The organism is Cupriavidus sp. GW822-FHT06G04 (assembly GCF_058799075.1).
This window is the reverse complement of record NZ_JBXALD010000004.1, coordinates 168,257-188,200: the sequence shown is the minus strand read 5'-3', so window position 1 is coordinate 188,200 and position 19,944 is coordinate 168,257. Positions and strand designations below refer to the sequence as shown.

Annotated in this window: 17 protein-coding genes; 15 read left to right on the top strand and 2 right to left on the bottom strand. The window is 64.6% G+C overall.

The annotated features are described in order from the left end of the window. Positions 1-8: 8 nt before the first annotated feature. Positions 9-1,142, bottom strand: a complete 1,134-nt coding sequence (locus AC1RKI_RS11240) for a hypothetical protein (protein WP_061956054.1) — start codon at positions 1,140-1,142, stop codon at positions 9-11. A gap of 102 nt (positions 1,143-1,244) precedes the next feature. Here AC1RKI_RS11240 and AC1RKI_RS11235 point away from each other — a divergent pair, with 102 nt between their 5' ends. The 4 genes from AC1RKI_RS11235 (at position 1,245) to AC1RKI_RS11220 (ending at position 6,845) form a co-directional block, all read left to right on the top strand. After that, the gene (locus AC1RKI_RS11235) at positions 1,245-2,495 is read left to right on the top strand and encodes a lipoprotein-releasing ABC transporter permease subunit (RefSeq protein ID WP_061956056.1); all 1,251 of its coding nucleotides are present in this window, start codon (positions 1,245-1,247) and stop codon (positions 2,493-2,495) included. Further along, entirely contained in the window at positions 2,488-3,234 is a 747-nt protein-coding gene (gene lolD, locus AC1RKI_RS11230) for a lipoprotein-releasing ABC transporter ATP-binding protein LolD (protein WP_150981502.1), read from the top strand. Before AC1RKI_RS11235 ends, lolD begins: the two co-directional genes overlap by 8 nt. Before the next feature lie 27 nt (positions 3,235-3,261). Continuing rightward, on the top strand, positions 3,262-4,101 hold the full coding sequence (locus tag AC1RKI_RS11225) for a TatD family hydrolase (protein WP_061956060.1): 840 nt from the start codon (positions 3,262-3,264) through the stop codon (positions 4,099-4,101). Positions 4,102-4,223: 122 nt separating this feature from the next. Next, positions 4,224-6,845, top strand: a complete 2,622-nt coding sequence (locus tag AC1RKI_RS11220) for a DNA internalization-related competence protein ComEC/Rec2 (RefSeq protein ID WP_492795361.1) — start codon at positions 4,224-4,226, stop codon at positions 6,843-6,845. A gap of 33 nt (positions 6,846-6,878) precedes the next feature. Here the strand turns inward: AC1RKI_RS11220 and AC1RKI_RS11215 are convergent, their stop codons facing one another. Then, positions 6,879-7,868, bottom strand: a complete 990-nt coding sequence (locus AC1RKI_RS11215) for a MurR/RpiR family transcriptional regulator (protein WP_492795359.1) — start codon at positions 7,866-7,868, stop codon at positions 6,879-6,881. A 275-nt stretch (positions 7,869-8,143) separates the two neighbouring features. Here AC1RKI_RS11215 and edd point away from each other — a divergent pair, with 275 nt between their 5' ends. The 11 genes from edd to AC1RKI_RS11160 all read left to right on the top strand — a co-directional run bounded on the left by edd (position 8,144) and on the right by AC1RKI_RS11160 (position 19,908). Continuing rightward, the gene (edd, locus tag AC1RKI_RS11210; protein ID WP_492795357.1) at positions 8,144-10,033 is read left to right on the top strand and encodes a phosphogluconate dehydratase; all 1,890 of its coding nucleotides are present in this window, start codon (positions 8,144-8,146) and stop codon (positions 10,031-10,033) included. Between the two features lie 149 nt (positions 10,034-10,182). Then, positions 10,183-10,701, top strand: coding sequence for a gluconokinase (locus tag AC1RKI_RS11205; protein ID WP_227459771.1), 519 nt, complete (start codon positions 10,183-10,185; stop codon positions 10,699-10,701). A 213-nt stretch (positions 10,702-10,914) separates the two neighbouring features. Then, on the top strand, positions 10,915-12,390 hold the full coding sequence (locus AC1RKI_RS11200) for a circularly permuted type 2 ATP-grasp protein (protein ID WP_227459770.1): 1,476 nt from the start codon (positions 10,915-10,917) through the stop codon (positions 12,388-12,390). A gap of 32 nt (positions 12,391-12,422) precedes the next feature. Then, on the top strand, positions 12,423-13,376 hold the full coding sequence (locus AC1RKI_RS11195) for an alpha-E domain-containing protein (protein WP_061956070.1): 954 nt from the start codon (positions 12,423-12,425) through the stop codon (positions 13,374-13,376). Between the two features lie 81 nt (positions 13,377-13,457). Continuing rightward, entirely contained in the window at positions 13,458-14,300 is an 843-nt protein-coding gene (locus tag AC1RKI_RS11190) for a transglutaminase family protein (protein ID WP_061956177.1), read from the top strand. Between the two features lie 121 nt (positions 14,301-14,421). Further along, positions 14,422-15,225: a proteasome-type protease gene (locus AC1RKI_RS11185; RefSeq protein WP_150981497.1), complete on the top strand. Its 804-nt coding sequence runs from the start codon at positions 14,422-14,424 to the stop codon at positions 15,223-15,225. 118 nt (positions 15,226-15,343) lie between these two features. Continuing rightward, positions 15,344-15,889 (top strand): hypothetical protein, encoded by a 546-nt coding sequence (locus AC1RKI_RS11180; protein WP_150981496.1) that lies wholly within the window; start codon positions 15,344-15,346, stop codon positions 15,887-15,889. A gap of 84 nt (positions 15,890-15,973) precedes the next feature. Continuing rightward, positions 15,974-16,795, top strand: coding sequence for an alpha/beta fold hydrolase (locus AC1RKI_RS11175; RefSeq protein ID WP_222156441.1), 822 nt, complete (start codon positions 15,974-15,976; stop codon positions 16,793-16,795). A 162-nt stretch (positions 16,796-16,957) separates the two neighbouring features. After that, positions 16,958-18,610 (top strand): CTP synthase, encoded by a 1,653-nt coding sequence (gene pyrG, locus AC1RKI_RS11170; protein ID WP_150981494.1) that lies wholly within the window; start codon positions 16,958-16,960, stop codon positions 18,608-18,610. Between the two features lie 24 nt (positions 18,611-18,634). After that, positions 18,635-19,504: a 3-deoxy-8-phosphooctulonate synthase gene (kdsA, locus tag AC1RKI_RS11165; RefSeq protein WP_404992961.1), complete on the top strand. Its 870-nt coding sequence runs from the start codon at positions 18,635-18,637 to the stop codon at positions 19,502-19,504. Positions 19,505-19,617: 113 nt separating this feature from the next. Continuing rightward, positions 19,618-19,908 carry a DUF1330 domain-containing protein gene (locus AC1RKI_RS11160; RefSeq protein WP_492795352.1) on the top strand — a complete coding sequence of 97 codons (291 nt, stop codon included), beginning with the start codon at positions 19,618-19,620 and terminating at the stop codon, positions 19,906-19,908. Positions 19,909-19,944: the final 36 nt, after the last annotated feature.

Genomic DNA, 19,944 nt, shown 5'->3' with positions numbered 1-19,944 from the left:
GTTTTGGATCAGGCGGCCATCGCCAGATTGGACAGCAGCGCGCGCCAGTCCCCGCGCGTGCCAAGGCCGCGCCAGAACTTGCGCAGATCCGCGCGCGTGACGGTGAATTCGGCAAAGTGGTTTTCGCCGCCGAGCACCAGCGTGACGGCCTGGAGCCCGCCTGCGGCAAGCGCGTCCAGCGCCGGCTGGAACCAGTCGGCGTCCAGGCTGTGCATCCGTTCGATCCACAGGCCCCAGTCGGTGGCGATATGCGCTTCGGTGGCGTCGGCGAGCATCGTCAGTACGGAGCCGTCGATGCGTTCGATATCGGCGAAACGCGCTGGCTGGGCGGCCAGCCGGCTGCCGCCCGCCAGCGCCAGCCCGGCCAGGAACGGATCTTCGGCGAGCACAATATCGGCAAGCCGGGCAACCGGCGCGGCCGCCCCGCCGCCGTGCAGCCACACCGAGTTGATCGGAAGTTTGCCTTCGGCTTCGCGCGCGGCGTTGACAGGATGGTCGTGCCACGTCATCTGGATTTCGTTCTGCAGCCGCCGCCATTCGCGCGCCCGCGCGCCGGCCTGCATCCAGATATCGATGTTGCGCCCGGTGGCGCGCACGGGCGTGGTGGCCACCAGATCGCCAAAGACGCCTTCGGGCACATACCAGCGCGCCGGATGGGGCGCATCGAGCGGGATGCCGGCTTCGGCAAGGAGGTCGTCGATCGCCGCACGCAGCGCGGCGGCCTCGTCGGCACGGATGGCCAACTGGTCGGGATGCATCAGGACCAGGTGATCGCGCGCCGCATGGATATGCACCGGCTGCAGACAGGCCCACGCACCGGCAGGCTCGATCGCCCCGGCCGCCGCCTGGTTGGCCGCCGACCCCGCAGCGGCATGGTCGGCCAGACGCATAAAGGGCGCAGTCGGCACCCGCACGGTGTCCAGCCCGGCGCGGCCGGCCAGCCAGCGCTCTTGCGGCAGCGTGCGCAGATAGGGATCATCGTGGTTCTCGCGCGGGCCCGGGGTGGCGCGGGTCAGCAACTTTCCGAGCGCGGGCAACTCCAACTGCCGCAGTACCGCGCCGGGAACGACATCGTCCGTGGCGTCGTCGCCGGCGCCAGGTGGGACGGAAAAAGGCACAATCAGGGTCAGGTGCGTCATCATGGTTGCCGAGATTGTAAACTTCCGGCTGGCCGGCGCCACATTTCCGTCTTTCGGGGCGGTCATGCCAGGCGCCGACGCGTTTCTAGAACAACAGGACTCCTCTTGAACTTTCCTTACGAGTGGCAGATCGGCTGGCGATATACCCGCGCGAGCAAGCGCGCCAGCCGCAACACGTTCATTTCGTTCATTTCGATGATCTCGATGCTTGGCATTGCGCTGGGCGTGGCGGCGCTGATTGTGGTGCTGTCGGTCATGAACGGTTTTCAGAAGGAAGTGCGGGATCGCATGCTGTCGGTGCTCTCGCACATCGAAGTCATCGGCGCCGGACCGCTGCAGGACTGGCAGAAGACGGCCGCTGAAGCCGAGCGCAACAAGGAGGTCATCGGCGCCGCGCCGTATGTGGCCGCCCAGGCGATGCTTACCCGCGACGACGCCGTGCGCGGCGTGCTGCTGCGAGGCGTCGATCCTGCGCAGGAACCCAAGGTGTCCGATGTCGCCAGCCAGTTCCGCGCGGGCAGCATGAACACGCTGGTGCCCGGCGGCTTCGATATCGCGCTGGGCAGCGAACTGGCCAATGCGCTGGGCGTACGGGTGGGCGACAAGGTGACGCTGGTGGCGCCGCAGGGCACCATCACGCCGGCCGGCATCCTGCCACGCCTCAAGCAATTCACCGTCAGCGGCATTTTTTCCTCGGGTCACTATGAATTCGACAGTGCGCTTGCGCTGGTCAACATGGAGGACGCAGAGGTGCTGTTCCGCCAGAACGGTCCGACGGGCGTGCGCCTGAAGCTGCAGGACATGCAGCGCGCGCCCCAGGTGGCGCAGGATCTCGCCACCACGATGAGCGGCGACCTGTATCTGCGCGACTGGTCCAAGCAGAACCGCAACTGGTTTGCGGCGGTGCAGACCGAAAAACGCATGATGTTCATCATCCTCACACTGATCATTGCGGTTGCCGCCTTCAACCTTGTTTCGACGCTCGTGATGACGGTGACCGACAAGCAGCCGGACATCGCCATCCTGCGTACGATGGGCGCCCAGCCGCGATCGATCATGAAGATCTTTATTGTTCAGGGCGTGGCCATCGGCTTTATCGGTACATTGCTGGGCGTGCTGGGCGGCACGCTGATCGCCACCAATATCGACGTGATCGTGCCGTTTATCGAACGGGTGCTGCATGTGCAGTTTCTGCCAAAAGATATCTATTTCATCAGCGAATTGCCCTCGGATCCCCGCGTGAACGACATCGCCACCATCGGCATCATTTCCTTTGTATTGGCCACCCTGGCCACGATCTATCCGAGCTGGCGTGCGGCCCGCGTAAATCCGGCGGAGGCGCTGCGCTATGAGTGATTCGACGCTGCTTCAGGATGTGTCCGCGCCAGTGGCGCCACACGCTTCGGCGCAGGCCGGCGCGCCCGTGCTGGTCGCCGAAGGATTGACCAAGCGATTTCGCCAGGGCGGGCTCGACGTAGAAGTCTTGCGCGGCGTGGACGTGCGCATCCATGCCGGGGAAAAGGTGGCGATCGTGGGCGCCTCCGGATCGGGTAAATCCACCTTGTTGCATGTGCTGGGCGGGCTCGACAACCCTGACTCCGGGCGCGTGGCGTTGCACGGCAAGCCCTTTACGGCGCTGCGCGAGAAAGAGCGCAATATCGTGCGCAACCGCTCGCTCGGCTTTGTCTATCAGTTCCACCATCTGCTTCCCGAGTTCACGGCGCTCGATAACGTTGCGATGCCGATGCGCATCCGGGGGCTGCCGGAGCGCGAGGCGCGTGACGCCGCGCAAGCCATGCTCGAACGCGTTGGCCTTGGCAAGCGATCGAAGCACCGCCCCGGCGAGCTGTCCGGAGGCGAGCGTCAACGCGTGGCCGTGGCACGGGCGCTGGTCGGACAGCCGGCTTGTGTGCTTGCCGACGAGCCCACGGGCAACCTCGACGACCACACCGCCGGCGGTGTCTATGACCTGATGCTCGAGCTCTCGCGCACGCTCGGCACCAGTTTCGTGATCGTGACGCACGACATGGAACTGGCGGGCCGCTGCGACCGCATCTTCCGGCTGCGCGACGGCCTGTTGCATCCGGAACGCTGACCTTTTTCGCCCGGGATCTCCGCCATCATGTGGATCGACACCCACTGCCATCTTGACGCCAGGGAATTCGATGCGGACCGCCCGAGCGTCATGGCGGCCGCATGCGCGGCGGGCATCTCCGGCATCGTGCTGCCCGCCGTCGCGGTATCCAACTTCGACGCTGTGCGGGCGCTCGCCCACGGCCAGTCCGGGAATGCTCCGCAATGCGTCTACGCGCTTGGCATTCATCCGCTCTGTACGCCCGGTGCGGGGCAGTCGGATCTTGACGCGCTGCGGCGCGAAGTGGCCGCGTCGATCGATGATCCGCGACTGGTCGCCATCGGCGAGATCGGGCTCGACTTCTTCGTGTCCGGGCTGGACGCTGCGCACCAGACCTGGCTTTACGTGGAGCAGCTCAAGATCGCGCGCGAGTTTGACCTTCCCGTGTTGCTGCATGTGCGCAAATCTCAGGATCAGGTCTACGCACAGTTGCGCCGCGTGGGTGTTCGACAGGGCATTGCCCACGCGTTCAATGGCAGCCATGAGCAGGCGCGTCGCTATATCGAACATGGCATGAAGCTCGGGTTTGGCGGCAATGTCACCTTTTCGCGCGCCAAACAGATTCGCCGGCTTGCGGTCGACGTGCCGATCGAGGCGATCGTGCTCGAGACCGATGCGCCCGACATCGCGCCTGCGTGGCTGTCGGACGACCAGTTCGGCGAGCAACACAAGGCGCGCAACACACCCGCTGAAGTGGCGGGCGTAGCGGACGTGGTGGCCGGACTGCGCGGGCTGGCGCAGCGCGATCTCGCAGACATCATGTGGCGCAACTCCTTGGCGGCGCTGCCTCGACTGGCAGCCTTCGCGGACATCATGGCGCCGCGTTGAGCCGCCGACAAGCGACATCTCGCAGATTTAACTCATTGACACATCGGCGTATCCCGCGGACACGTTTTTGCCTGCGCTTACGCGGTACAACTACGCCCATCGATAACTGATGGGGACCTCCGATGCGTGCAGTGCTGCTGGCATTCGTGGCGGGCTGCTGGCTGCTGCAACAGCAGTCGGCGCTGCCGGCGGGCCGGCTATTGGCGGCCGGGGGCGGCATCGCAGCGGCGTTGTCGCTTGTGGCCTGGCGCATGCATGGATCGCGCGCAGCATGGGTGCGGATCGCGCTGTGCATGGCCGTGGCGTTCCTGCTCGGTTTTGCCTGGGCGGCATGTCGCGCTGAAGTGCGGCTCGCACGCTGGATCGATCCCGGGCTGACCGGCCGCGACGTCGAGATCGATGGCATCGTCGCAGGTTTGCCTGATACGGCCGCTCACGGCACGCGCTTCGTCTTTCTTGTCGAATCCTGGCCCGCCACCGCAATACCCGAAGCAGCGCGACGGCGCACAGCGCCCCAGCATCTGATCCTGACGTGGCAGGACCCGCCCGCGCAGTTGCAACCAGGGCAGCGCTACAGGATGACCGTTCGCTTGCGACGCCCCCGCGGTCTTGCCAACCCTCATGGCTTCGACTATGCGTACTGGCTGCTGTCGCAGGACATCGATGCGACTGGCTACGTGAGCGCAGGCGCGGCGCTCCCTGCCACAGGCGCGACGGCATCGGGTGCTCGGCCTGTTCCGACGGCTGTCCGCGTGACCATGCTGCGGGCCCGGATACGCGATGACCTGCGCGCGTCTCTGCCTGAGAATGCGCGGTTCGGGCCGATATTGCTGGCGCTTGTCATTGGCGATCAGCGCGGCATTTCGCCGGCGGACTGGGATGTATTCCGACGGACCGGCATTGCGCATCTGGTCAGCATATCCGGGCTTCATATCACCATGATCGCGGGCCTTGCCGGGGCAAGCGCGCGGCTGCTGTGGCGACGCTCGTTCGGATTTGGCGGTCGAATGCGCAGACCGCTGCCTTTGCTCTGGCCCGCGCAGAAGGCCGCACAGGTTGCGGCGCTGCTGTTGGCCCTGGTGTACGGCGCGATTGCCGGCATGCAGATTCCTGCGCTGCGCACGGTGACCATGCTCGCCGTGGCGGCGATTGCGCTGTGGGGGAATCGCTGCCCGCCAGCGTCGTTGGTCCTGATCTGGGCCGCGGCGCTGGCCATTGCGATCGATCCCTGGGCCGTGATGCTGCCCGGCTTCTGGTTGTCGTTTGGCGCCGTCGCGGTAATTTTCCTGCATGCGCAAGGCGATTCCGATCAGGAGCTTGCGCGCGCCGGGCCACCGTCCTCGCTCAAGCGCGCAGGCGGGCGAAGCGTGGCGGCGAAAGCGGCGGCGTGGTTGCCGGAAAGCTGGCGCGCAGCGCTAAGCGGTGCTGCGCGGACCCAATGCGCGGTGACGATCGGACTCGTGCCGTTGACGCTGGTGCTGTTCGGGCAGGTTTCGGTGGTGTCGATCCTTGCCAACGCTGTGGCGATTCCCGTGATCAGTCTGCTGGTAACACCGCTAGCGCTGACGGGCGCTGTATTGCCGCAGGCATGGTCGGCGGTCGTGCTTGGCGTCGCGCATGGGGTGCTCGTGTACCTCATCGATGGACTGGCGTGGCTGGCGCGCCCATCGTGGGCGGTTTGGGAAGCGGCACAGCCGGGGATCATGGCCACCGTGTTGTCGCTCTGCGGGATTGTGCTGGTACTGACGCCGTTGCCGCTTGCGATATCTAAGGCATCGAATGGATCGAATGCATCGGACCACTTGGCGTGGTGGCGGCAACGGGCACGTCGGCTGGGTCTGGTGACCATGCCGCGCAAAGCCGTGGTGCGAGGCGCGGGCGTGCTGGCGATGATCCCGATTCTGGCTGGCATGCGTGAATCCGTTGCGAAGGGCGAGTTCCGCATGACAGCGATCGACGTGGGGCAGGGTACGGCGGTCCTGGTGGAAACGCGCGCGCATGCGATGCTCTATGACGCAGGCCCGGCATATGCGTCCGGCTCCAGCGCGGGCGGCCAGGTCATCGTGCCGTTCTTGCGGGCCAGTGGCGTCCGGCAACTCGACATGCTGATGATCAGCCACGAGGATGCGGACCATGCGGGCGGCGCGCGGGACGTGCTAAAGGCCGTGTCCGTGGCGCAGGGTCTTACAGGCGCACCGCGCGATCATGCGCTATTGCAGGGCGGCGACCTCGAGTGGCAGCCTTGCGCCGAGGGCCGCCGCTGGAAGTGGGATGGCGTGGCATTCGAGATCATTCATCCGCCCGAAGACGCGCTGTCGCAAGCCACAGTGAGCAGCAATGGCCGAAGCTGTGTGCTGCGCATCGCGACGGCGCATCGCAGCGCCCTGCTGACGGGGGATATCAGCGAACGAGAGGAGCGGGCGCTGATCAGGCGCAAGTCGCCGCAGGACTATCGCGCTGACATTTTGCTCGCGCCGCATCACGGAAGCGGCACATCGTCGCATGCGGCATTCCTGCGTGCCGTGCGCCCGGAAATCGCGATATTCCAGCTCGGTTTCGCCAACCGCTACCAACATCCTCGCGCCGATGTCTGGCTGCGCTACAAGCGCGCCGACATCGCCCGGTATCGCACCGACGAAACCGGCGCAGTGTCCGTGGTCACGGACAAGGAGCGCTATGTCGTGCAGGCGTATCGGGAACTGCATCGCCGATACTGGCGCGATGTTCCGCCAATTCAGCGCTGAGGGAACGAAATGGCTGACGCAGTGGTTCTCGATCTATGCGGCTTTTCCGCGCGCTTTCCGTGCGGGCGGCACCGCGTGTCGCGCTTCCCGTCGCTTGGTGGGGCGGGTGGATTTTGGCGATTGGGCCTTGGGACTGGCGCCATCGGTCGATGCGCCGGCAGTATCTGCGACCAGAGGCGCGGGCTCCGCGCCCGCGATGCGTCGTTCGCGCAGATGCGCCTTCGCGCGCTGCAGTCCAGCGGCGACGGTCTCGGCGCGCTCCAGCGCCACGCCGGCGGCGAGCACGTCGCCCAGCACCAGGTGGCTGATCCGCGAAGTCATCGGCGTGTACACCTCGCTGTCTTCCTCGACGTCCGAAAAAACGCAAACGTCGGCCAGCTTGGCGAGCGGCGATCCACTGTGCGTCAGAGCCAGCACACTTGCGCCACTGCTTCGCGCAAGCGTGGCCGCAGCCAGCATGTCCCAGGTGCGGCCGCTGTTGGATACCAGAACGGCAACATCGCCGGGGCGCAGCAGCGCGGCCGACATGCTGAATACATGGGAATCCGAATATGCGGTGGTGGGAATGCCGAGGCGGAAAAACTTGTGCTGGATGTCGAGCGCCACGATGCCCGAGTTGCCGCAGCCATAGAACTCGATGCGACGCGCGTTGGCAAGCAGGCGGATGCCGTGTTCGATCTGGTCTGCCGAGAGCGCGTTGCGCACGGCCATCAACGTGGCGATGGTGCGGTCGAATACCTTGCCCGCGATGTCCGCCGGCCGGTCGTCGGCCTGCACGTCCTGATGAACGAATGGCGTGCCGCCACCAACGTTCTGCGCGAACTGCAGCTTGAATTCCTTGAAGCCGTCGTAGCCGAGTGCGGCGCAAAAGCGGGCGATGGTCGGCTGCGAAACGCCGGCGCGCTCGGCAAGTTCCGGCATGGACAAGCGGATGACGCTCGCGCCGTGCCGCGCCACGTAATCGGCCAGGCGGCGTTCGGACGGGCGCAGCGTGTCATAGACGGCAAGGATTCTGTCGCGCATGGTGTGGTGTGCGGGAAATCTTGGAAGTGTTTGCGGAGCCCGGTTGTTGCGTCGAGTCCTGAATTTGTAGAGATTCTACACAGAAACGTGGCCGATCCAGCGCGCCTATTCGGAATTCTGGACTCGGGATTAACCCCAATTTGCGCCTTGGCAAGCATTATTCAGATGTGTTGCCTATTTCGGTGTCTGATTGCAACTGGCTATAATGTAGAAAATCTACATGCGTCGCGGTCCCAGGCGGAACGCGCACGTCTCCCACAAGGATGATTTCCGACATGTCCCAAGCAGCAAGTGGCAACGTCCTGGCCGTCGTATCGGCCGTTACGCAACGCATTGTCGAACGCAGTCGCGTCAGTCGTGCCGCCTATCTGGCGCGCTGCGAACGCGCGCAGCAGGAACTCGGGCCGCTGCGCGGCATGTCCTGCGCCAACATTGCGCACGGCTACGCGGCATTGCCGGCCGACGACAAGCTCCGGCTGCGCGTCGAGCATGCGCCCAATCTCGGTATCGTGACCGCCTACAACGACATGCTGTCGGCCCATCAGCCCTACGAGCGGTATCCGGCCGTGATCCGCGAGGCGGCGCGCGCCGTGGGCGCGGTGGCGCAGGTGGCGGGTGGTGTGCCGGCGATGTGTGACGGAATCACGCAAGGCAATGCGGGGATGGAGCTGTCGCTGTTCTCGCGCGACGCCATCGCCATGGGCACTGCCGTGGCCCTGTCGCACAACACGTTCGATGCGGCGCTGATGCTGGGCGTATGCGACAAGATCGTGCCCGGCCTGCTAATGGGAGCGCTGCAGTTCGGCCACTTGCCGATCGTGTTCGTGCCGGCCGGTCCGATGGCCTCGGGCTTGTCGAACAAGGAAAAGGCGCGCGTGCGCCAGCTCTACGCTACCGGACAGGTGGGGCGCGATGCGTTGCTGGAGGCCGAATGCGCGGCGTATCACGGCGCGGGCACATGCACGTTCTACGGCACCGCTAACAGCAACCAGTTCCTGATGGAAATCATGGGATTGCACATGCCCGGGTCGGCCTTCGTGCATCCGGACAGCGGGGTGCGCGACGCGTTGACCGTGGCTGCGGCGCAGCGCGCGCTGGCATTGATCGCACGCGGCAGCGAATACACGCCGCTGGCAAGCATCGTCGACGAGCGTGCCATCGTCAATGCAATGGTGGGCCTGCTTGCCACCGGCGGTTCCACCAACCATACGATTCATCTTGTGGCCATGGCGCGCGCCGCGGGCATCATCATCGACTGGAACGATTTTGATGAGCTGTCCGCCGCCACGCCGCTGCTGGCGCGCGTTTATCCAAATGGCTCGGCGGATGTCAATCATTTCCATGCCGCGGGCGGCGTGGCCTTCGTCATCGCGCAACTGCTGGAAGCGGGCCTGCTTCATGAGGACGTGAACACCGTGGCCGGGCGCGGATTGAAGCGCTACACCCGGGAGCCCGTGATGGTCGAGGGCGTACTGCGCTGGCGCGACGGGCCTACGGTCAGCGGCGATGCCTCGGTGGTCGCTCCGGCCAGTGCGCCGTTTTCGCCGGAAGGCGGCTTGCGGCTGATGGCCGGTAATTTGGGGCGAGGCGTCATCAAGGTTTCGGCCGTGAGCGACGAACATCGGGTCGTCCAGGCGCCGGCGCGGGTGTTCGATTCGCAGGAAGCGCTTCAGGCCGCGTTCGATGCCGACGAGTTCAACCGCGACGTGGTGGCCGTGGTGCGCTTCCAGGGTCCGAATGCCAACGGCATGCCGGAGCTGCATCGTCTGACGCCGGTACTGGGCGCGTTGCAGGACGCCGGGTACAAGGTTGCGCTGGTCACCGATGGCCGGATGTCGGGCGCATCGGGCAAGGTGCCGGCCGTGATCCACGTCGGCCCCGAGGCGCTGGCGGGCGGCCCGCTGGCGCGCGTGCGTGATGGCGACATCATCCGGATCGACGCGGTGGCGGGCACGCTGGACCTGGTCGGCGACAACGCTGTGCAGGGCGAATTTGCCGCGCGCGCACCGGCCGTCGCGCAGGCGGACGGTTTCGCCAGCTTCAGCATGGGGCGTGGCCTGTTCGGGCTGTTCCGCCGGCATGCCCGCGGCGCCGAGGAGGGCGGCAGCGCGCTGGACCTTTCCGAGGCCGACGCTATCCAAACCGGATCCGCCGTCGCACAATAGGCGAACGTCCAACTGGCGATCGCATTTCTCTGACATCCCGTATTCCCCGGCGCGCAAGCGGCCGGGGCACCGCCGTGCCACATGGCTGCTGCACGGCGGCTACCGACAAGGATGGCAACACCATCCGACACATGATCGATGGAGCAGACATGATCTATATCCTGATGGGCGTTTCCGGCAGCGGCAAGACCACCGTGGGCCAGATGCTTGCGGAGCGCCTGCACTGCGGCTTCCATGACGCCGACAGCTTCCACAGCGAGGCCAACAAAGCGAAGATGCACGCCGGTACTCCATTGACCGATGAAGACCGCTGGCCGTGGCTCGATGCCATGCGTGCGGCGATCGACGCCGCCCGGGCCGAGGGCCGCACCCATGTATTCACCTGTTCGGCATTGCGGCAGGTTTATCGCGACCGGCTGATGCCGCCTAGCGGCGGCGTGACCTTTGTGTTCATGAAGGGCGACGCGGCGACGATCGGCGGCCGATTGTCGGCGCGCTCGGACCACTTCTTCAACCCTGCGTTGCTGCAAAGTCAGTTTGATACGCTCGAAGAACCGGGCGACGCCCTGGTGCTGGACATCCGCCAGACGCCGGAGGCGCTGGTCCAGGACATCCTGGAAAAATGCCCGCCGGACGCCGTCTCGTGCACGGGCCAGGCCGCGCGCTGAGCGCCTGGCAAGCATCTTGCTAAACCGAATCGCGTACCGGCGCCTGTCGCGCGCGCAGTTCTTGCGCGATTCGCCGGTGCGGATATGCTGAAAGAGTTGACTCGACAAGGCATCGACAAACGGGTGGCCGGCGACATTGTCTGGCAGTAGCCGTAGCAGCACGCGGGGGACGGTTGGCGGCAGAACGCCCATTTCCACGAAGGAGCGGCCATCATGGCGGCGCGGTTTTTCGACGAGATGCTGGAAGGGCGAGAGGACGGCACGTTGACTGCCATCGAGGCGGGTCATGCGTTGCCGCACGGGGCGGTCCGGCCCCATTACCGGAGCTTCACCGAATGGTTGGGCAGGCAGTCCGCTGCCACGATGGACAACAAACGGACCGAAGCCGATCTGATATTCCGGCGCGTGGGCATTACCTTTGCCGTCTACGGCGACAAGGACGAGTCCAACAGCGGTACCGAGCGGACGATCCCGTTCGACGTCATCCCGCGCATTTTCCCGGCAAGCGAATGGGCCACGCTGGAACGGGGACTGCGCCAGCGCGTAGCCGCGTTGAACCGGTTCATCCATGACATCTATCACGGGCAGGACATCATCCGCGCCGGCGTGATCCCGCCAGACCAGATCTACAACAACGCCCAATACCGGCCGGAGATGCTGGGCATCGAGGTGCCGCGCGACATTTATGCGCATATCGCCGGCATCGACGTGGTGCGTGCCGGGGCGGGCGAGTTCTATGTGCTGGAAGACAACCTGCGGGTGCCGTCGGGCGTGTCGTACATGCTGGAGAACCGCAAGATGATGATGCGGTTGTTCCCGGACCTGTTCGCGCGCAATCGCGTGGCGCCCGTGGCCCACTATCCCGACCTGCTGTTGGACATGCTGCGCAGCGTGTCGCCGCAGAACATCGCCGATCCTACCGTGGTGGTGCTGACGCCGGGCATGTACAACTCGGCGTATTTCGAACACGCCTTCCTGGCTCAGCAGATGGGCATCGAACTGGTGGAAGGCAGCGACTTGTTCGTCGAGGACGACCATCTGTACATGCGCACCACGCAGGGGCCGCAGCGTATCGACGTGATTTACCGCCGCGTCGATGACGATTTTCTCGATCCGCTGGTGTTCCGGCCCGATTCCACGCTGGGCGCCGCGGGCTTGCTATCGGTCTATCGCGCCGGCAACGTGACCATCAGCAATGCGATCGGCACCGGTGTGGCGGACGACAAGTCGATCTATCCCTATGTGCCGGACATGATCCGGTTCTATCTCGGCGAAGAAGCCATCCTGTCGAACGTGCCGACCTATATGTGCCGGCGGCCCGATGACCTGCAATATGTGCTCGACCACATGGAGGAACTGGTGGTCAAGGAAACCCATGGCGCGGGCGGTTACGGCATGCTGGTCGGGCCGGCCGCGACGCGCGCGGAGATCGAGCGGTTCCGGGAGGTGGTCAAGGCGCGGCCCGAGCAGTACATCGCGCAGCCGACGCTGGCGCTGTCGACCTGTCCGACATATGTGGAATCGGGCATCGCGCCGCGCCATATCGACCTGCGACCATTCGTGCTGTCAGGCAAGGAGGTGCGCATGGTGCCCGGCGGCCTGACGCGCGTGGCGCTGCGCGAAGGATCGCTGGTGGTGAATTCGTCCCAGGGCGGCGGCACCAAGGACACGTGGGTGCTGGAGCGCTGATTCATGAACGTCGATCGCCGGGAGAACCCATCATGCTGAGCCGTACCGCCGACCACCTGTTCTGGATGGCCCGCTACACCGAGCGCGCGGAGAATACTGCGCGGATGCTTGACGTCAACTATCAGACCTCGCTGCTGCCGCAATCGGCCGAAGTGGCCGAGCAGGGCTGGTGGGCCATGCTCGATATCTCCGAGCTGACGCAGGCCTATGATCACAAGTACGGGCTGCTGCATCGTGACGACGTGATCGACTTCATGGTCCGCGACATGACCAACCCGTCGTCGATCATGAGCTGCCTGCGCGCGGCGCGCGAAAACGCCCGCGCGGTGCGCGGATCGCTGACCACGGAAGTGTGGGAGACGATCAACACTACGTGGCTGGACGTGCAGCGCATGATTTCCGAGGGCGAACTGCGCGACGATCCATCGCGTTTTTTTGAATGGGTCAAGTTCCGCTCACACCTGGCGCGCGGCGTGCAGTTCGGTACGATGCTCAAGGACGATGCCTTCCATTTCATGCGGCTGGGCACATTCCTGGAGCGAGCCGACAATACCGCGCGGATCCTTGACGTCAAGTTCCAGGCGTCCGGCCGCGACGACGGCGATCCGAATCGCGAGCAGAACGACTTCTATCACTGGGCGGCGGTGTTGCGGTCGGTATCGGGCTTCGAGGTCTATCGCAAGATCTATCGCGCCGTGATCACGCCGCAGCGCGTGGCGGAGCTGCTGATCCTGCGTCCCGACATGCCGCGTTCGCTCGTGTCGAGCCTTGATGAAGTCGTGTCGATCCTTGCGCTGGTGGCCAACCAGCAGTCGTCCGAGACCGAGCGGCAGGCTGGTAAACTCCACGCCGACCTTAAATACGCGCGTATCGACGACATTTTTGCCGTCGGACTGCACGCCTACCTGACCAGCTTTCTGGAGCGCATCGGCGATCTCGGCAATGGCATCAGCCGGGATTTCCTGGTTCCGCTGCTGGCCGCCTGATCCGCCTCGAAGTGCCCGATGCGTCATGCATCGGGCAGGGGCCTGCTCTGACGGTAATGCGTGCTGGACGCGACAAGCACTGTGAAATACAAGATCCGCCACAAGACCGTCTACCGATACACCGAACCGGTGCGCCGAAGTGTGCACGAATTGCGACTTTCGCCGCGTTCCGGCCCGCTGCAGGCGGTGCAGGCGTGGACGTTGTCTGCGCCGGGCAACTTGTCCGAGGCGCGTGACGGCTTTGGCAATATCGTCCACAACTTCACCATGACGGGGCCTGCCCGTACCATCGCCATTTCGGCCACCGGCGAGGTGGAGGTCATGGCGGCGCAGCGCGGCGACGATATCGCCGACGCCAGCCATGGCGCGTTCCACGATGCGCCCGAAGCCGGCGAGGCGCGTGTTTCGCCGCTTTATTTCATGACGGCCACGCCCTTGACGCAGGCGCCCGCAGAAATGCAGGCGTTTGCCGCCCCGTACCTGGCGGCTGGCCATGACGTTCCCGCATTGCTGGCGCTGGCCGAGGGCATCGCCGCACGGGTTCGCTACCAGGCAAATTCCACCCACGTGGGGACGTCCGCTGCCGAGGCTTTCCGGCTCGGCAGCGGCGTTTGCCAGGATCAGGCGCAGGTCATGGTGGCCGCGTGCCGCGCACTCGGTGTGCCGGCCCGGTATGTCAGTGGTTACTTCTTCGATCCAGCTGCCACCGAGATGGCCAGCCACGCCTGGGCCGACGTTTGTCTCGATGCCGGCCGCGGCCTCTGGTGCAGCATCGACGTAACGCACGGTTGCGTGACCGACGCGCGCCATGTGCGCCTCGCCGTGGGGCGTGACTACGCATCGGCTGCACCGATCCGGGGCATCCTGGAGGGCGGAACGGGCGAGACGCTGGAAGTCGCCATCGATATCACGCCGCTGGCCTGACCTCGCCGCAATGGTTTGCATCGTCCGCGCCCGCGCGTTGGCGCGGCCACGAACAAACGGCGTGCATGTCTGGCGACCGGCTAGAATGCAAGCTTGCCGTCGCCCCAAAATCACACTTTCTATGACGTATTGCGTAGCCATGCGGCTCGATGCCGGCCTGGTATTCCTGTCCGATTCCCGAACCAACGCTGGCGTGGATGCGATTTCCACCGCCCGCAAAATGACCGTCTTCGAAGAGCCCGGCGACCGCGTAATGGTGCTGATGACGGCCGGCAACCTGGCCATCAGTCAATCGGTGCGGCAGTTGCTGGCCGAGGCGCGGGAAGAAAAACGCTCGCTCTGGACCGCGCGGGACATGTTCGAGGCGGCCACCATCGTCGGCGAAGCGGTGCGTGCGGTGCACAAGCGCGACGCGCAGGCGCTGCGCGAGGCTGGTATCGAATTCAACGTCAGCATGATCTTTGGCGGGCAGATTCGCGGCGAACGCACGCGCCTGTTCAATATCTATGCGGCCGGCAACTTTGTCGAGGCGACGCCGGAGAATTGCTATTTCCAGATTGGCGAAGCCAAGTACGGCAAACCGATTATCGATCGCGTGGTGTCGCCGTCGCTGCCGCTGGGCGAGGCCGCCAAGTGCGCGCTGATTTCGATGGACTCCACCTTGAAATCGAATATCTCGGTGGGCCTGCCGCTGGACCTGCTCGTCTATGAAGGCGATTCTCTGCGGGTGACTCGTTTCGTCAATATCGACGAGAAGAACGCCTATTTCCGCATGATTCGCGACACCTGGGGACATCGTCTGCGCCAGGTGTTCGGCGAGATCAGCAATCCCGAGTGGGACGCGAGCGAGCCGGCCGAGTTTCCGTTGGCCCGTGATGAGGCCGATCGCTGGGGCCAGCCGGTGCGTGCCCGCCGGGAGCGTTGACCGAAGTTAACCCACGTCGCTTTAACGGCGCAAACACAGTTGGTGCGCCGCTGGTACGCCCCCACAATTGCTGTTTCAGTTTCTCAAGTAGACCATTCGGTCTCGACAGCAATTACAGATGAGACTTCTTCTGCTTCTCCCCGATGCCTATTGGGCGCTGATGCCGCGTCGTAATCATCCGGGCGAATTCGGTCTCGTGATTTGTGCCCATGGTCGGGAAGGTGTAGTGGAGATGGGCGGGCAACTGCTCAATGCCGCGCAAGTCGCCGCACAAGTCGTCGCCTTGCCCGACGAGCGGCACATTACGGCGGTCCATCTCGTCGCCTGTTCGACGGCACGACCGGCGCTCCGCTCGTCGCTGGGGATGCCCAGCGACGCCTACACGTCCAGTTTTGCCGCCCAGCTGTCGACGCGTTTGCCGGGGCGGCTCGTATTCGGTTACGTGAATAGTCCCTCCATCAGGAGTATGGCGGAGCCCGCTACGATGTTCCGATTTGCCGAGGAGTTCGGGCGTGAAGTCGCGCTGCGACTCGCTTCGGTCTGCCTCGCGGAACTCACGCAGAGCAGACATAAAATCCATTTAGTGATTTTCCTGGACGGCCGTGCGCTCACCCAGCGTTTCCCGATCGCCGGCATAGAAGGAAAAACCTACGCGGTTCTCTGAAGACGACGGCCCGGCTGGGCGGGACAGTGGGTACACTTTGCGTCAATTCGCAAACGTTCTGATAATCGTCATCCGCCCCACGCCATGCGCGACCTCCTGCTGTTTTCCCACGCCAACGGGTTTCCCGTCACCACATACCGCAAGCTGTTTGGCGCCCTGGACGACGCGTTTGAAATCCGCGCCGTCGAGCGTTATGGCCACGATCCGAAATTTCCGGTCACGCGCGAATGGCCGAATCTCGTCGAGGAACTGCTGCACGAAATGGAACGGGCCGGGCGCGGGGGCAACGATTCGCGCAAGGTCTGGCTGGTCGGCCATTCGCTGGGCGGATTTTTGTCCCTGATGGCGGCGTTGCGCCAGCCGCAGCGCGTGCGCGGCGTCGTCATGCTGGATTCGCCGATCATCGCTGGCTGGCGGGCATCGTTGCTGCGTGCCTCCCAAGTGCTGGGGCTCGATGAAAAGCCGAGCCCCGCCGCGGTGACCAAGAACCGCCGCACGCATTGGCCCGATACCGAATCGGTGTGGACGCATTTCCAGGCCAAACGCAATTTCCAGGTGTGGGATCCCGAGGTGCTGCGCGATTACGCCGAGCATGGCACCGAGCCGACCGGCCGCGCAGCCGAGCGCAAGCTGCGCTTCGATCGGGACGTCGAATATCGTATCTACCGGACCCTTCCGACCAGCCTCGGGCGACGCGTGGCGCATGGCGCGCCGGTCCCGGTGGGATTTGTCGCGGGAACCCGATCGCGCGAAGTCCGGCAGGTGGGGTTGGGCGCCACGCGCAAGCTGGTGGGCGATCGCCTGCGTTATGTCGAGGGCGGCCATCTCTATCCGATGGAGCGGCCGCTGGAGACCGCCGAAGTGGTGCGCGGCCTGATCGGCCAGATGCGCGCGGAGGGGCGCTAGCAGCAGAGCCTCCGGCCGTCATCGCGGGGCCGTGCGGCGCATGCGCCGCAGCCATGCCAAAGGCGCGGCGAACCGCTGCCAGACGCTGCGCTGTCACAATTTCCGGGTCGGCGGGCGACGGGCTCTCATGTATAATCCCGATTTCCCCGGCAAGCTCGGTTTATGACCAAATTCGTCTTCGTCACCGGTGGCGTCGTCTCTTCTCTCGGCAAGGGCATCGCTGCTGCTTCGCTCGCGGCTATTCTTGAGTCGCGCGGCCTCAAAGTCACCCTCCTCAAGCTCGATCCCTACATCAACGTCGATCCCGGCACGATGAGCCCCTTCCAGCATGGTGAGGTGTTCGTGACCGAAGATGGCGCGGAAACCGATCTCGACCTCGGTCACTATGAGCGCTTCGTATCGGCCAAGATGCGCAAGTCGAACAACTTCACGACTGGCCAGATCTACGAATCGGTGATCCGCAAGGAGCGTCGTGGTGAATACCTGGGCAAGACCGTGCAGGTCATTCCCCATATCACCAATGAAATCCAGGCTTTCGTCGAACGTGGCGCGGCCGCTTCGCACGATGGCAAGGCCGACGTGGCGCTGGTGGAAATCGGCGGCACCGTGGGCGACATCGAATCGCTGCCGTTCCTGGAAGCCGCACGCCAGATGAGCCTGCGCATGGGCCGCAACCATTGCGCCTTCGTGCATCTGACGCTGGTGCCGTTCATCGCCAGCGCCGGCGAGCTGAAGACCAAGCCCACCCAGCACTCGGTGCAGAAACTGCGCGAAATCGGCATTTCGCCGACGGCGCTGCTGTGCCGTGCCGACCGCCCGATCCCGGATGACGAACGCGCCAAGATTTCGCTGTTTGCCAATATTCCGCAGGAAGCCGTGATTTCGGTGTGGGATGCCGACAGCATCTACAAGATCCCGCAAATGCTCAATGAGCAGGGCCTCGATCGCCTGATCTGCGAGGAACTGCGCCTGGATCCGAAGCCGGCCGATCTGTCGATGTGGCAGAAGCTGGTCAACGCGCAGGAAAATCCCGAGCACGAAATCACCATCGGCATGGTCGGCAAGTATGTCGATCTGACCGAATCGTACAAGTCGCTGATCGAGGCGCTGCGTCACGCCGGCATGCACACCGCCACGCGCGTGAACATCGAATACATCGATTCGGAAGAACTCGAGTCGGGCCATCTGGAAGTGTTGCAACCGCTCGACGCGATCCTCGTGCCCGGCGGTTTCGGCAAGCGTGGCACCGAAGGCAAGATTCGCGCGATCCAGTACGCTCGCGAGAACAAGGTGCCGTATCTGGGCATCTGCCTGGGCATGCAGTTGGCCGTGATCGAATTCGCGCGCGATGTCGCCGGCATGAAGGACGCCAATTCGACCGAATTCAATCTTGAGACCGAACATCCGGTGGTAGCACTGATCACCGAATGGGTCGATCGCGATGGCAAGGTCGAGCAGCGTTCGGCCGATTCCGATCTCGGCGGCACGATGCGCCTCGGTGCGCAGCGCGTGCCCGTCAAGGCCGGCACCAAGGCGGCCCAGATCTACGGCGCCGAAGTCAACGAGCGTCATCGTCACCGCTACGAAGTCAACAATCACTACGTGCCTGAGCTCGAGAAGGCCGGCATGGTGATTTCGGCCCGTACGCCGACGGAAAACCTGCCGGAAATGATGGAGCTGCCGGAATCCATGCACCCGTGGTTCGTGGGCGTGCAGTTCCACCCGGAATTCACCTCGACGCCGCGTGACGGCCATCCGCTGTTCAAGGCCTACGTGGAAGCCGCGTTGGCCTCGCAACAGCGCAAGGGCGCCTGACGCGTCGCGACGAAGGAGTCAGCCATGAAACTGTGTGGATTCGACGTCGGCCTCGACAAGCCGTTCTTCCTGATCGCCGGTCCGTGCGTGATCGAGTCCCAGCAGATGGCGCTCGATACGGCCGGGGAGCTCAAGGCGATCACGGCCGAACTGGGCATTCCGTTCATCTACAAGTCGTCTTTCGACAAGGCCAATCGGTCCTCGGGCAAGTCGTTCCGCGGGCTTGGCATGGAGAAGGGGCTTGAGATCCTCGCCACGGTCAAGCGCGAGATCGGCGTGCCGGTGCTCACGGATATCCACGAGATCGGCGAGATCAAGCCCGTCGCCGCCGTGGTGGACGTGTTGCAGACCCCGGCATTCCTGTGCCGCCAGACTGATTTCATTCGTGCCTGCGCGCAGAGCGGCAAGCCGGTGAATATCAAGAAGGGTCAGTTCCTGGCGCCGCACGACATGAAGAACGTGATCGACAAGGCGCGCGATGCGGCACGCGAAGCCGGCCTGCCCGACGACGTGTTCATGGCTTGCGAACGCGGGGTGTCTTTCGGGTACAACAATCTTGTGTCCGACATGCGCTCGCTGGCGATCATGCGCGAAACCGGCGCACCGGTGGTGTTCGACGCCACGCACTCGGTGCAACTGCCGGGCGGGCAGGGCACGAGCTCCGGCGGCCAGCGCGAATTCGTCCCGGTGCTGTCGCGCGCCGCAGTCGCCACTGGCGTGGCGGGCCTGTTTATGGAAACCCATCCGGACCCGAGCAAGGCCATGTCCGACGGCCCGAACGCGGTGCCGCTGTCGCGCATGAAGGAACTGCTGGCCGTGCTCAAGGACCTCGACACGCTGGTCAAGCGTGCCGGTTTCCTGGAAGACAACTTCGGCTGGCCGGCCTGCGCCTGAAGCCGCTTGCAGTATCCGCCGCCCGCGTTTCGTCGCGGGCGGTGTCGCTTCTGGATCCGTTCACGCCGACGGAACAGTATCGAAAGACAATACAAAAGATTCGGAGATAGCGCATGGCCCCCGGTTATATCATCGCGTACGTCGACGTGACGGACCCCCAGCAGTACGAGCAGTACAAGGTGCTCTCCACCCGCGCCATGCAGGCCCATGGCGCCGAAGTGCTGGTGCGCGGCGGCAAGACCGAGCCGCTCGAAGGGCAATGGGCGCCCACCCGGGTGGTGATGCTGAAATTTCCGAGCTACGCGGCCGCCAGGGCCTTCTACGATAGCGAGGAATATCTGGCCGCCCGCAAGTCCCGCGAGTACGCGGCACGGATGAACATGATCGTCGTGGAAGGCGTCTGACACATTTGTCGGGCATCGTGCCGGAAGCGGCCATTG